The organism is Janthinobacterium sp. SUN128 (genome assembly GCF_030587275.1).
Classification (GTDB): domain Bacteria; phylum Pseudomonadota; class Gammaproteobacteria; order Burkholderiales; family Burkholderiaceae_D; genus Janthinobacterium; species Janthinobacterium lividum.
The window spans coordinates 1,219,295-1,233,288 of sequence record NZ_JAPWHY010000001.1; the positions used below are offsets into that span (position 1 = coordinate 1,219,295).

The following is a 13,994-nucleotide window of genomic DNA, read 5'->3' on the forward strand; positions in this document are numbered from 1 at the left end:
TGTTTTACGTTCGTTCGCGTACAGACGCGTAGGAATCCGGCCGTCAGACTGGTGTTTCGGGCATGCATGCGCCCACCCAGCCAGTCCACAGCCAGGAGGAAGCGCGAGATGACAGAGTGTAATCACATCAATGCCGGCAGGCGCGGTTTGCTGATCGCCGGCGCGCTGTCTGCCACGGCAGCGGCCGTGCCCGGCGTGGCGGGAGCGGCGGAAGCGGTGAATACGGCCACCCAGGCCGGTATTTCTCCGCCCCCCGTCCTGATGCAAGTCAGCCTGGACGTCAATGGCCAGCGTCACAGCCTGGAACTCGACACGCGCACCACCTTGCTCGACGCCTTGCGCGAACAGCTGCACCTGACGGGTACCAAGAAGGGTTGCGACCACGGCCAGTGCGGCGCCTGTACCGTCATGCTCGATGGCCAGCGCATCAATGCCTGCTTGACTCTTGCTGTGATGCATGACGGGGCCAAGGTCACCACCATCGAGGGACTGGGCACGCCCGACAAGCTGCACCCGATGCAGGCCGCCTTCGTCGCGCATGACGGTTATCAATGCGGCTACTGTACCCCGGGGCAGATCTGCTCGGCCGTTGCCGCGCTGTCAGAGATCCGCCAGGGCATCCCCAGCCACGTCAGCACCGACTTGAATGCGGCCCCGCAGGCGACGCCGGAAGAATTGCGCGAGCGTATGAGCGGCAATATCTGCCGCTGCGGCGCCTACTCCAACATCATCGAGGCCATCACCGAGGTGGCGGGGAGGCCGGCATGAGAGTGTTCAGCTACCAGAAGGCCGCCACGCCGGCCGAAGCGGCGGCCGCCGCCCTGCACACGCCGGGCGCCCGCTTCATCGCGGGCGGCACGAATCTGCTCGATCTGATGAAACTGGAGATCGAAACGCCCACGCATTTGATCGACGTCAATGGCCTGGCCCTGGACAAGGTGGAAGTGACTCCCAACGGCGGCTTGCGCATCGGCGCCCTCGTGCGCAACACGGCCCTGGCGGCCCATGCCACGGTGCGCCGCGATTACGGCGTCTTGTCGCGCGCCTTGCTGGCCGGTGCCTCGGCGCAATTGCGCAACAAGGCGACGACGGCGGGCAACCTGCTGCAGCGCACGCGCTGCCCTTACTTTTATGATACGAACCAGGCCTGCAACAAGCGCGTGCCGGGCAGCGGGTGCTCGGCCATCGCCGGCTTCAGCCGGCCGCTGGCGATTCTGGGCGGCAGCGAGGCTTGCATCGCCACGCATCCCAGCGACATGGCCGTGGCCATGCGCGTGCTTGACGCTTCCATCGACACGGTGCGGGCCGATGGCGCCGTGCGCACCATCCCCATCGCCGATTTCTACCGCTTGCCGGGCAACACGCCACAGCTGGAAACCGTGCTGCAGCCGGGCGAACTGATCACCAGCGTGACTTTGCCCCGGCCCGCCGGCGGCACGCATGTCTACCGCAAGGTGCGCGACCGCGCCTCGTACGCGTTCGCGCTGGTGTCCGTGGCGGCCATCATCTTGCCCGATGGCACGGGCAGGCTGGCCCTGGGCGGCGTCGCGCCGCAGCCGTGGAGAATTTCTGGCGCCGAGCAGGCGATACCGAATGGCGCCGCCGCCGTGGCCCGGCAGTTTCTGGCCGGCGCCAAACCGACTGACGACAACGCCTTCAAGGTGACCCTGGCGCAGCGCACGATTGCCGCGGTGCTGGCTGAAGCGCAAGCGAAGAAAGGCTAGGGCCATGAAATTCACGATACCTGCGACCACCAATCCCATCGACCAGCTGAAAGTCGTGGGCCGTCCCACGGACCGCATCGACGGCCCCCTGAAAACCACGGGCACGGCGCCGTACGCGTATGAACAGAACAAGGCCGCGCCGCACGCGGCCTATGGCCATGTCGTCGGCGCGGCGATAGCCAGGGGCAGCATCGCCTCCATCGATACCAGCGCCGCGCGGCGCGCGCCCGGCGTGCTGGCCGTGGTGACGGCGGAATCGGCGGGAAAACTAGGCAAAGGCAGGATGAACACGGCGAAGCTGCTCGGTGGTCCGGAGATTGAACATTACCACCAGGCCATCGCGCTGGTGGTGGCGGAAACCTTCGAACAGGCCCGCTCGGCTGCGCAGTTGCTCGACGTCAAATATGTCGAGCGGAAGGGCGCCTTCGATTTGGCGAAAGCCAAGGGCACGGCGGCCAAGCCGAAGGACGGCAAGCCCGACAGCAAGACGGGCAACTTCGCCGGCGCCTTTGCCAATGCGCCAGTGCGCCTGGACGCTACTTATACGACGCCTGACCAGTCGCACGCCATGATGGAGCCGCACGCCTCGATTGCCGCCTGGGAGGGCGACAAGGTGACGCTGTGGACGGCGAACCAGATGGTGGACTGGGGCCGCGGCGACCTGGCCCGTACCTTGGGCATACCGAAAGACAAGGTGCGCATCGTTTCGCCCTACATCGGCGGTGGCTTCGGCGGCAAGCTGTTCGTGCGCGCGGAAGCCTTGCTGGCGGCCCTGGGCGCGCGCGCGGCGCAGCGTCCCGTCAAGGTGGCCCTGACGCGGCCCCTGATGTTCAACAATACGACGCATCGGCCCGCCACCATCCAGCGCCTGCGCATCGGCGCCACGCGCGACGGCAAGATCACGGCCATCGGCCATGAATCGTGGTCCGGCGACTTGAAAGGTGGCCAGCCGGAAACGGCCGTGATGCAGACGCGGCTGCTATATGCGGGGCCGAACCGCATGACGGCCATGCGCCTGGCCGTACTCGACTTACCGGAAGGCAATGCCATGCGTGCGCCGGGCGAGGCGCCGGGGCTGATGGCGCTGGAAATTGCCATGGATGAGATGGCCGACAAGCTGAAAATGGATCCCATCGTTTTCCGCATCCTGAACGACACGAAAGTGGACCCGGAAAAGCCGAGCAGGTCGTTTTCCCAGCGCCGCCTGATCGACTGCCTGCGCACGGGCGCCGTGGAATTCGGCTGGAAGGAGAGATCGACGCAGCCGGGCTTGCGGCGCGACGGCCGTTGGCTCGTCGGCATGGGCGTTGCCGCCGCCTTCCGCAACAACCTCGTCATGAAGTCCGCCGCCCGCGTGCGCCTCGATGGCAATGGCGTGATCACGGTGGAAACGGACATGACGGACATCGGCACGGGCAGCTATACCATCATCGCGCAGACGGCGGCGGAAATGCTGGGCGTGACGTTGAACAAGGTGGTCGTGCGCCTGGGCGATTCGGATTTTCCCGTCTCGGCCGGTTCGGGCGGGCAATGGGGCGGCAACAGCTCCACGGCCGGCGTCTACGCGGCCTGCGTGCGCCTGCGCCAGGCCATCGCCGGCAAGCTTGGCTTCGATGAAAAAGAAGCGCGCTTTTCCGATGGGCAAGTGAGCCAGGGCGAGCGCAGCGTGCCGCTCGCGGCCGCCGCCTACCATGGCGATGTCGTCGCGGAAGACCATATGGAATACGGCGACCTCGATAAAAAATTCCAGCAATCGACGTTCGGCGCGCATTTCGTCGAAGTGGGGGTGGACAGCGACACGGGCGAAGTGCGCGTGCGCCGCATGCTGGCCGTGTGCGCGGCCGGCCGCATCCTGAACCCGAAAGCGGCCCGCAGCCAGGTGATCGGCGCCATGAGCATGGGCGTGGGCGCCGCCCTGATGGAAGAACTGGTGGTCGACCAGCACCGCGGCTTCTTCGTCAACCACGACCTGGCCGGCTACGAAGTGCCCGTGCACGCCGACATCCCGCACCAGGACGTCATTTTCCTCGATGAAACCGACCCCATGTCCTCGCCCATGAAAGCCAAGGGCGTGGGCGAGCTGGGCATCTGCGGCGTGGCGGCGGCCATCGCCAATGCCGTCTACAACGCCACCGGCGTGCGCGTGCGCGACTATCCGGTGACCCTGGACAAGCTGCTGGCGAAGTTGCCGGAATCGGCCCGTATTGCCTGAACGGGGTGGGCTATTGGTTTTTTGTATCTGCACTGCTATATTGTCGAAATATTATTCGATCGTATGGGAGAGGCATGAAGCGCACGCTGTTGCTGGTGGTGGGTCTGTTTAACTTGAATATGGCCGCCCAGGCCTCGTCCTTGCCCGATTATCCCTTCATCTTCCAGACAGGGACGGCGCAGGTGGAAGTGCCGCCGGACATGGCCGTCATGGAGATCACCGTTGCCAGCCGGGGCGCCGATGCGGCAAAGACGCTGGGCGTGGTCAATGCTGGTGCCGCGGAGGTCTTCCAGTTGCTGGGCAAGGTGAAAATTGCGCAAGCGGATATCCAGGCCTCCGAAATCATGCGCACGCTCGATTATTCAGGCAGGGAAAAACGCGATTCGCCGCCCATGTACGTCATCAACCGCAACCTGCGCGTCTGGGTCCGGGACTTGGCGGCATGGACGCCACTGGTGTCGGAGCTGGCCGCCATGAAGAATATCACCCGGATGGACACGGAATTCAAGACCAGCGCGCACGACGCGCTGGTCGCCGAACTGGACCTGAAGGCTGCCAGGGATGCGGAGACGAAGGCGGCGCGCATTGCCAAATCGTTCAACCGGAAGATCGCGTCCGTCATGGCCATATCGGAAGTGTCGTTTCAATCGATCGAGCGCGCGCTGATGCGTTCCGGCAATGAGGGTTTCGTGCCGCCGCCCTTTATTCCTCCCACGGAGCCTTCGTCGGCCGTCCGCGCGCCGGGCAGCATCGCATTGGAGAAAAGCGTGAATGTCCTGTTCAAGCTGGAATAGGCGCAGCTGGCGGCGCGGCATGTCAATAAGCATAGCAAAATTGCGCGACATCTTCCGGTCTCTGCAATATAATGAGAATCATTATCATTAAAGTCGCCGGATCCGCTCTTGTCTGCCTTGCCTTTCCCCTCGAATGACACGACCCTGGCCGCCAGCCTCTTCGCGGGCCATCAGGGCTGGCTGCTGCAGCGCCTGCTGTTGCGTCTGCGTAACCGGGCCGAGGCGGAAGATGTCACTTCTGAAACGTTTCTGCGCGTATTGCATGCGGGGCGCCTGGCCGCCATCCGCGAGCCGCGCGCCTACCTGACGACGGTGGCGAAAAGCATCTTGCTGCAGCAGTGGCGGCGGCGCGATATCGAGCAGGCGTACATCGACACCCTGGCGCAGCTGCCGGACGCCGTCCAGCCGTCACCGGAAGAGCGCGCCGTGCTGCTCGAAGCGCTGGAGCGCCTGTCGCGCGCCCTCGATACCTTGTCCAGCAAGGCGCGCAGCGCTTTCCTGATGAGCCAGCTCGATGGCCTCACGTATGCGCAGATCGCTGTTGAACTGGGCGTGTCGGCCAGCATGGTGCGCCAGTACATGGCGCAAGGCTTGCGCTGCTGCCTGGCTGCGGCGGATTCGGCATGAGCATGTCCCCTGCGGTACAGGATGCGGCCATCGGCTGGCTGGTCGAGCTCAGCTCGGGCGAGGCGGACGAGGGCCAGCGCCAGGCCTTCATCCGCTGGCTGGCCGCCGATGCGCGTCATGCGGCCGCATGGCATACCCTGGGACGCGCCGTCGAGCATAGCGTCGGCCCGCTGCAGGCGGCGGGCGGGGCGGGGACCGTCGGGCAGACCCTGGCGCGCGCCGCGCAACACGACAACAAGCGGCGCCAGCTGCTGCAGGGCGCCCTGTGTCTGGCGGGCGCGGCATTGGGCGGCGCCTGGCTGCTGCGCGGCAGCCCCTTTTTGCCGGACTGGAGCGCGGACCTGCATACGGCCACGGCCAGGCGGGGCCGCTTTGCGCTGGCCGACGGCAGCGTGCTGACCTTGGATGCCCGTTCTTCTGCCGACACGGACGTTACCCATGAACACCGGCACGTCACTTTGCGCCAGGGACAGCTGCTGGCCCGCGTGGCGCAGCCGGCAAGCGCCCATCCCTTCCTGCTGCGCAGCACGCATGGCACGGTGACGGCGCAGGGCGGCGAACTGATGTTGCGGCGCGAAGCGCTGGGCACCGTCGCGCTGGCCGTGCAGGGCGACCTCGAAGTGCGCCCGGCCGGCAAAGGCCTGGCGCGCGTGCTGCGCCAGGGCCAGGCGGCGCGGTTTGACGAGGACCGCCTGACCATGTTGCCCGGCATGGCGGCAGGGCAGGCGACAGCGTGGGAGCAGGGCATGCTGCTGGCCGTCGACCAGCCGCTGGGCGAAGTGGTGGCGGCCTTGCGTCCGTACCGCCACGGCTATATCGACATCACGCCGGCGGCCGCGGCGCTGCGCGTGTCAGGCAATTACTCGCTCGACGACAGTGGGGCCACCTTGCTGGCGCTGGCCGAAACCCTGCCCGTGACCCTGCGCCAGGGCCCGGGCGGCTGGTGGACGGGCCTGGATCTGAAGGCAAGCTGAAATATTTTTGCGCCAGCACTGTCACTTTTGGCGCGTCGCGGCTCATACCTGGTGTAGCCCCACTTTTCCTTCACCATCAAGATAGAGTCCCAGCATGCCACCATTGTTGATGCGCCAGATTCCCCTGGCTGTAATGTTACTTTCCTGCGCCGTGCCTGCCGTCCTGGCGCAGACGCCATCGGTCCAGATCGCGCCAGCCACCGTGCGCTATGACGTGCCGGCCCAGCCCCTGAACGCCAGCCTGATCGCCATTGCCAGCCGTGGCGGCGTGCGCATCTCCATCGATGCGGACCTGGCGCGCGGCGTCAGCGGGGCGGCCGTGCAGGGCGATTTCACGCCGGAGCAAGCCTTGCGCCGCGCCTTGCAGGGCACGCAGCTGGCCTTGCTCAAGACCGGTAGCGGCGTCTATACGGTACAAGCAGCCGCACCACAAGCTTCCGCCGCCCAGCCGGAAGCGACCATGCCGGAAGTGCTCATCACCACCAATTACCTGGGTCAGGTGACGGAAGACACGGGCTCGTACACGACGGGCGCCGTCAGCACGGCGAACCGCCTGGTGCTGTCGCCGCGCGAGACGCCGCACGCGGTCAGCGTCGTCACGCGCCAGCAGATGGACGATTTCGGCCTGGTGCAGCTCAGCGAGGTGCTCAGCCACACGCCCGGCGTGTACGTGCAGCACATCGACAGCGAGCGCACGATCTATTATGCCCGCGGTTTTTCGCTCGACAATTTCAGCTACGACGGCTTGCCGTGGACGCGCGACGCCTCGCTGAACCTGGGCGAGTCCCTGGCCAACATGGATCTGTACGACCGGGTCGAGGTGCTGAAAGGCGCGAATGCGCTGATGAGCGGTGCCGGCACGCCGGGCGCCACCGTCAACCTGATCCGCAAGAAGCCCACGCGCGAACTGCGCGCGCTGGCCGACCTGTCTGCCGGATCGTGGAGCAATTACCGCGGCATGGTCGATGTGGGCGGCCCCCTGAACGACAGCGGCAGCGTGCGTGCGCGCGCCGTGGCCTCGTACCAGGACAAGCATTCCTTTGTCGACCGCTACCAGCGCCGCTCCGAACTGGCGTATGGCACGCTGGAAGCGGATCTGTCGCCGCGCACTTTGCTGACCGTGGGCGCCGACTATCAGCACACGGTGCCGCGCAATAGCGACTGGGGTGGCGCGCCCCTGTTCGACGCGGACGGCAAGCGCTTCACCATGCCCCGTTCGTTCAACGGCGCGCCCACCTGGAGCACGCAGCAGACGGAAGCCAAATCCGTCTTCGCCTCGCTCGAACACACGTTTGACAATGGCTGGCTGGCCAATTTGCGCCTGATCCACCAGGCCAATGCGCTGTATGCGCCCGTCGCCTACCTTGACGGCTTCCCGAAGGCGGACGGCAGCGGCACGTCCGTCACGGCGCGCCAGTACAACAGCGACGCCACCAGCAATGGCCTGGACATGTACGCCAAGGGCCCGTTCACCCTGCTGGGCCGCACGCATGAACTGGTGGTGGGCGCGAACGCCTACCGCAAGCAGTCGGACGACGTCTTCAGCCCGTATTCCTTCATCAAGGTCGACAATATTTATACCTACCGGGGCATCGTGGCTGAGCCAAAATGGGAGCTGGACACGGCCCGCGAAGTCATCCGCCAGAAGGCCGTGTATGCGACGGGCCGCTTTTCGCTGCCGCAGGGCGTGCATGTGATCGTGGGCGGGCGCCTGTCGTCCTACGTCAATCCCACGGCCGACATCGACGAGTCGTCGATCTTCACGCCGTATGCGGGCCTGACCTGGGACTTTGCGCCGGATCTGACGGCGTTTGCCAGCTACAGCGATATCTTCAGTCCGCAAAACAGCCGCGACGTCGACAACAGGACTCTGGACCCGATGCTGGGCAAGAATATCGAGGCGGGCGTGAAGGGCGTGTTCCTGAATGGCCGCCTGAACGCCAGCGCGGCCGCCTTCGAGGTGCGCCAGGATAACTACGCGGAATACGTTGACGAGGTCAACAAGGTGACGGGCATGGATGCCTACCGCGCCATCGACGGCGTGCGTTCGCGCGGCGTGGAACTGGAAGTGTCGGGCCAGCTCATGCCGGGCTGGCAGTTGCAGGCCGGCTACACGCACAAGATCGCGCGCGACGCCAGCGGCAAGGTCAACACGCTGGCGCCGGAAGACCAGCTCAGCCTGTACAGCACCTGGCAGCCGATGCCGCGCCTGACGGTGGGCGGCGGCGCCCGCTGGCAATCGCACACCTGGCAGAAAACCCGGGCCGTGCGCGGCGGCACCACCACCGTGCACCAGGGCTCGTATGCCGTCTTTGACGCCATGGCGCGCTACCAGATCTCCGACCGCCTGGCCGTGTCGCTCAACCTCAATAATCTGGGCGACCGCACTTATTACGGCATCAGCACGGGCCGCCGGGTCAGCTATGGCGATCCGCGCAATGCGATGCTGAGCTTGAGTTACCGCTATTGATGCGTAGTCAGCGCAGACCGGGCGCATGCCGCCCGGCCTGCATGCGCATCAGAAGCGGTAGGTCAACGTCCCCCTGACACTGCGCGGCACGCCATACGTGCCTTGCGCATAGGTGTTGATGTTGATGTATTTCTTGTCCAGCGCGTTTTCCACGTTCAGCTGGGCCGTCAGCTGGCGCGACAGCTGGTACGTGGCCATCAGGCTCACCGTGCTGTAGGCTTCCTGCGTTACTCTTTCCTTGCCGTTCGGCCCCTCGTCGTCAAAGTAGAACTTGCTTTGCCAGTTGACGCCGCCGCCCACGGTGAGGTTGGGGCGTACTTTCCAGGTGGTAAACAATCGCGCCGTCGAGCGCGGAGACAGGGTGTTGATGTCTTGCTGCTCGCGGTCCCTGGCGCGGAAGTGGCTGGCGCTGGCAGTCACGTTCCAGCCCGGCGCTAAACGACCCGACAATTCCCCCTCGATGCCGCGGCTGGTGGCGCCCCGCGCCGCATAATACGCTTGCGTGGTGGTGCCGGGAACCCGGTGCGCGCCGTCCGGCTGGGCCAGCTTGTCCTGCTTGATTTCAAAGATGCCGACGGAACCGTTGGCCCGGCCCCCGGCCAGTTCGCCCTTCAAGCCCACTTCCATGCTTTGCCCCGTCAGCGGGTCCAGCCAGGCGCCCGCGCGGTCCTGGTTTTCCTGCGGGCGGAAGATGTCCGTATAGCTGGCATATGCCGAATACGTCTCATTGAGATCGATCACCACGCCCGCGTAGGGCACGAACTTGCTCTTGGCGAAGGCAAAGCGGGCGCTGCCGTCAAAGCCGATGCGGTCCTTGTCCCAGCGCGTCAAACGCCCGCCGAGGATCAGCTTGGTGTGCTCGGCAAGATTCAGCCGTGCCGCGCCGTAGGCGCCATATTGCTTGGTCGTGTATTTTTCCGACAGCACGAGTTCGCCCCAGGCCGGCTGCGGGTAGCTGCCATCCCAGGCGAGGAAATTGCCGATCGGTTCAGGGTCGAGCGCTTCCTTGACGCTGAACTCGGCGTGCTGCAGCGTGTAGTTGGCGCCGACGATGACTTCATGCTGGCGTCCGCCCAGGGTAAATGGGCCGGACAGCTTCACGTCGGCGCTGCTCTGGTCGCGCGCGCCGATGTAGCGGTTCGGATAGCCGAGCATGCCCAGGCCCGTGATGCGGTCCGGCCGCTCGGCCAGGAATACCAGCGGCGTGTCTTCCGTATGCTTGCTGTACATGGCTTGCGCCTGCGCTTTCCAACCCTGGCCCAGCACGTGTTCCAGCGTGGCGTGCACATTCGTCTGTTCCGTGGCCCAGGCGGCCCAGCGGGGCGCCGTCGTGACGGAACGGTCGAAATCGGTGCGCGAGCCGTCGCTGTACCACAGGGGGAAGCCGCCCCAGTTGCTGCCTTTCGGATCGTTCTTCTGGTAGCTGGCGCCCACCATGGCCACGGTGCCGGGCGCCAGGTCCGCCTCGACGGTGGCGTAGACGAGCTGGCGCTGGTTCGAATAGCCATTGGTAAACGACTTGCGGTCTTGCCAGGCGCCCGCCACCCGGCCGCGCACGGAACCGTCCCCGTTCAGCGGCGTGGCCAGGTCGAGCGTGCCCCGGTAATCTCTCCATGAGCCGGCCGCCAGCGACCATTGCCCTTCGAATTGCCTGGCGCTGGCCCGCTTGCGCACCAGGTTGATCGAGGCGGACGGGTAGCCGGCGCCCGTCAGCAAGCCCGTGGCGCCGCGCGTCACCTCCACGCGGTCGTAGATCAGCGAATCCATTTCCGATTCGCCGCCCGAATACTGCACCTTATAGGTGGTGGGCACGCCGTCGTACTGGAAGTTGTCGACGTCGAAGCCGCGCGCGGAAAACGTGCTGCGTTCCGTGTCGAACTGGTTGACGGCGATGCCGGGCGTATTGCGCAGCACGTCGCGCACCGTCAGCAAGTCCTGGTCGTCCATGCGCTGGCGCGTGATGACGCTGACCGATTGCGGCGTCTCGCGCAGCGACAGCACCAGGCCCGTGGCGCTGGCCGTGGCCGGCGTCGTGTACGAGCCCGTGCCTTCCGTGCTCGTGCTGCGCTCGGCCGTGGCGCGCACGGCGATGCCGGGCAGGGTGGCCGCGTCGGCCGCCGATGGCAGCCTGCGCACGGCGTAGTGGCCGCCGCCCTGGTCGACAGCGTATAAGCCGCTGCCGTCCAGCAGGCGGGCGAAACCGTCGGCCACCTGGTAGTTGCCGTTCAAGCCGCGGCTGTTCAAACCCGCATACAGGCTGGCGGCGCCGGAAATGCTGACTCCGGCGTCGGCCGCAAACGCGGACAGGACGGTGCCGAGGGGGCCGGCGGCCACCTGGTAGTGGCGCGCGGGCGCCTGCTGCGGTTGCTGCTGGGCGGATGCGGGCGCGCTCAAGGCCAGGCTGCCCAGCAGGGCCAGGGTGATGCTGGTGTGGCGGTAATGCTTCATTGCTTGTTTCCCTTCGTTCATGTGTTGGTCCTGTGTGGATTGACGGGGCACATGACGGAAAGGGACATTGTTCTCAAAAATTTTTATGCGGGCTCGACAGAAATCCACCAACGGCTGTGGCGCCGCACGCGGATGGGCAGCGACGCTTGCAGCAGGGCCAGCAGGGCGTCCGTGTCGCGCAACTGGTACACGCCCGACACGCGCAGCCGCGCCACGGCCGGATCGCAGCGCACCACGCCGTGACGGTAGCGGGCCAGCTGCGCCAGCACCTGGTCCAGCGGCGTGTCGTCCGCGTACAGCAGGCCCTTGAGCCAGGCGGACGCATGCGGCGCCAGCGGCTGCGGCGCGCCGGCGGCCGTTTCATCGAAACTGGCTTGCCAGCCCGCCTGCACGATGACGGACCGGCCTTCGGCGGGCCGCACTTCCACGGCGCCCTGCGAGACGGCCACGTGGGTACGCGCGCCCAGCAGACGGTCCTCCTGGCGCACCGTGAAGCGCGTGCCGATGGCGCGGACGCTGCCGTTGCTGGTGCGTACGATGAAGGGACGCCCGAGGGGATCGGGGCTGGTCGCCACGTGTATCTCTCCGCCGCGCAGTTGGACCAGGCGCAGCGCGTCGCTGAAAACGATGTCGGCTGCGCTGGCCGTATTCAGGCTCAGGCCGCTGCCGTCGGCCAGGGTGAGATGGCGGATTTCGCCTGTCGCCGTGCGCAGGTCGGCCGTCCAGGCTTGCCATGGCGCCACGCGCAGCATGGCCCAGCCGGCTGGGCCGGCGACGATCAGCACGGCCAGGGTCTTCAGGATGGCGCGGCGCTGCGCGCGGGCCGGGCGGTCCAGCACTTGCCTGGACAAGGGCATGGCCAGCGGCGGAGGCAGCATGCCAAAGGTGCGGCACACTTGCTCGGCGCGCTGCCACGCCGTTTCATGGTCGGGGTGGGCGGCGCGCCAGCGGGCCAGCCCCTGTTGCGCGGCAGCGTCCAGTTCGCCGCCTTGCAGGCGCATCATCCAGTGCGCCGCTTCGCGCGCGGCGCGCGCATCGAGGGCCGCGCTCATGTCAGGCCAGCAGCAGGATGCATTGTTCGAACGCCTGCACCATGTAGCGCTTGACGGTGCGCTCGCTGACGTTCAGGCGCGCGGCGATGTCCGCATACGTCATGCCTTCCAGCTGCGACAGCAGGAAGGCCGTGCGCACCTTTGCCCCCAGGCCGTCGAGCATGGCGTCGATCTGGTGCAGGGTTTCCAGGATCAGCATTCGGTCTTCCGCCGACGGCGTGACAGGGGCGGGCAGCTGCGCCAGGGTGGCCAGCCATGCCTGTTCCAGCGACTGGCGGCGGTAATGGTCGATCAGCAGGCGGCGCGCCACGGTGGTCAGGTAGGCGCGCGGCTCGCGCAGGGTGACGGCGCGCTCGCCGGGCGTGGCCAGCAGCTTGACGAAGGTATCCTGCGCCAGGTCGGCCGCGTGATCCGTGCAGGACAATTTACCGCGCAGCCAGCGCAGCAGCCACGGATGGTGCTGGCCATACAGCAGTGCGACAGGATCGGCGGCGGGGGATACGGCAGACGTCACGATACACTCCAGGTTGGCGCTGAAGTTCCCCCAGGCCGCCGGCAAGTGCAGGTTCTTCTTGAATGCGAATGGTTCTCATTTTACATTGGCGTGCCTGAATGTCAATGCGGTAGCTGTATGGGCATGGCTATCATGCTCTTTCCGCTATACTGGCCCCCCGGCACTGCCGCCATTCTTTGAAAATCACCATGGACCTGAGTACCCACGCCGCCGTCGTCAATGGCGAAGCCTATCGCGATGGCAGGAAGATCGCCCATTTCGATATCGACAAGGTGGGCGACTTCCTCGGCGACCCCGATTGTTTCGTGTGGATCGGCCTGGCCAGCCCCGACGTCACGGCCATGCAGGCGCTGCAAACGGCTTTCGGCTTGCACGAACTGGCCGTCGAGGATGCGCAGGGCGCGCACGAGCGGCCCAAGCTGGAAGAATACGGCGACACCCTGTTCATGGTGATGCACACGGCCACCCTGGACGGCGAGGCCATCGTCTACGGCGAAACCCACGTCTTTCTCGGCCCCCGCTTCATCATCACGGTGCGCCACGGCGCCTCTGCCGGCTATGCGAAGTTGCGTGAGCGCAAGGAAAGCGTGCCCGAGAAGCTGGCCAGCGGCCCTGGCTACGTGCTGTATTCCATCATCGATTTCATCGTCGACCAGTACCAGCCCTGCATCGACCATTTGCAGGCCCGCTTCCAGCACCATGAGCTGCAGCTGTTCAAGCCCAGCTTGAGCGAAGACAAGCTGCAGGATTTCTATCAGCTCAAGACGGAACTGCTCAAGCTCGACGCGGCCGTCAATCCCCTGCATGACATCTGCACCCAGCTGATCCGTTTCCATGGCGATATCGTGCCCAAGGAAAACCGCATCTATTACCGCGACATTCTCGACCACGTCAAACGGGTCACGCACACGGCGGGGCAGATGCGCGAACTGGTCAATTCGGCCATGCAGGTGGCGCTGGGGCAAATTTCGATCCGCCAGAACGAGGTCGTCAAGCGCCTGGCCGCCTGGGCCGCCATCCTGGCCGTGCCCACCATGGTCTTCAGCCTGTACGGCATGAACTTCGAATTCATGCCGGAACTGAAGTGGCGCGGCAGCTATCCGGCCGTGATCGTCGTCATCATCGCCGGCTGCTGGTGGCTGCACCGGCGCCTGAAGCGCGAAGGCTGGCTGTAGCCGG

The 13,994-nt window shown here is 65.9% G+C and carries 11 protein-coding genes; 8 read left to right on the forward strand and 3 right to left on the reverse strand.

Going from position 1 to position 13,994, the window contains the following annotated elements; all coding sequences use genetic code 11:
- Nucleotides 1–108 precede the first annotated feature (108 nt).
- The 7 genes from paoA to O3297_RS05635 all read left to right on the forward strand — a co-directional run bounded on the left by paoA (nucleotide 109) and on the right by O3297_RS05635 (nucleotide 8,801).
- Nucleotides 109–768 carry an aldehyde dehydrogenase iron-sulfur subunit PaoA gene (gene paoA / locus O3297_RS05605; protein ID WP_092613569.1) on the forward strand — a complete coding sequence of 220 codons (660 nt, stop codon included), beginning with the start codon at nucleotides 109–111 and terminating at the stop codon, nucleotides 766–768.
- The gene (locus O3297_RS05610) at nucleotides 765–1,724 is read left to right on the forward strand and encodes a xanthine dehydrogenase family protein subunit M (protein ID WP_305047998.1); all 960 of its coding nucleotides are present in this window, start codon (nucleotides 765–767) and stop codon (nucleotides 1,722–1,724) included. Before paoA ends, O3297_RS05610 begins: the two co-directional genes overlap by 4 nt.
- 4 nt (nucleotides 1,725–1,728) lie before the next feature.
- Entirely contained in the window at nucleotides 1,729–3,936 is a 2,208-nt protein-coding gene (gene paoC, locus O3297_RS05615; protein WP_305047999.1) for an aldehyde oxidoreductase molybdenum-binding subunit PaoC, read from the forward strand.
- Nucleotides 3,937–4,010: 74 nt separating this feature from the next.
- Entirely contained in the window at nucleotides 4,011–4,730 is a 720-nt protein-coding gene (locus tag O3297_RS05620) for an SIMPL domain-containing protein (protein WP_099387574.1), read from the forward strand.
- Nucleotides 4,731–4,838: 108 nt separating this feature from the next.
- Nucleotides 4,839–5,357: a sigma-70 family RNA polymerase sigma factor gene (locus tag O3297_RS05625; RefSeq protein WP_305048000.1), complete on the forward strand. Its 519-nt coding sequence runs from the start codon at nucleotides 4,839–4,841 to the stop codon at nucleotides 5,355–5,357.
- Nucleotides 5,354–6,331, forward strand: a complete 978-nt coding sequence (locus tag O3297_RS05630) for a DUF4880 domain-containing protein (protein WP_305048001.1) — start codon at nucleotides 5,354–5,356, stop codon at nucleotides 6,329–6,331. Before O3297_RS05625 ends, O3297_RS05630 begins: the two co-directional genes overlap by 4 nt.
- A 94-nt stretch (nucleotides 6,332–6,425) precedes the next feature.
- Complete coding sequence (locus O3297_RS05635; RefSeq protein WP_305048002.1) at nucleotides 6,426–8,801, forward strand: TonB-dependent receptor; 2,376 nt, start codon at nucleotides 6,426–6,428, stop codon at nucleotides 8,799–8,801.
- Nucleotides 8,802–8,849: 48 nt separating this feature from the next.
- Here O3297_RS05635 and O3297_RS05640 read toward each other — a convergent pair whose 3' ends face one another.
- The 3 genes from O3297_RS05640 to O3297_RS05650 form a co-directional block, all read right to left on the reverse strand.
- Nucleotides 8,850–11,270, reverse strand: coding sequence for a TonB-dependent receptor (locus O3297_RS05640; RefSeq protein ID WP_305048003.1), 2,421 nt, complete (start codon nucleotides 11,268–11,270; stop codon nucleotides 8,850–8,852).
- Between the two features lie 62 nt (nucleotides 11,271–11,332).
- Complete coding sequence (locus tag O3297_RS05645; RefSeq protein WP_305048004.1) at nucleotides 11,333–12,301, reverse strand: FecR domain-containing protein; 969 nt, start codon at nucleotides 12,299–12,301, stop codon at nucleotides 11,333–11,335.
- A 1-nt stretch (nucleotide 12,302) separates the two neighbouring features.
- A complete protein-coding gene (locus O3297_RS05650) occupies nucleotides 12,303–12,815 on the reverse strand; it encodes a sigma-70 family RNA polymerase sigma factor (protein WP_305048005.1) in 513 nt (170 codons plus the stop codon).
- A 188-nt stretch (nucleotides 12,816–13,003) separates the two neighbouring features.
- Between O3297_RS05650 and O3297_RS05655 the strand changes: the two genes are divergently transcribed.
- Nucleotides 13,004–13,990 (forward strand): magnesium and cobalt transport protein CorA, encoded by a 987-nt coding sequence (locus O3297_RS05655; RefSeq protein ID WP_099387579.1) that lies wholly within the window; start codon nucleotides 13,004–13,006, stop codon nucleotides 13,988–13,990.
- Nucleotides 13,991–13,994: the final 4 nt, after the last annotated feature.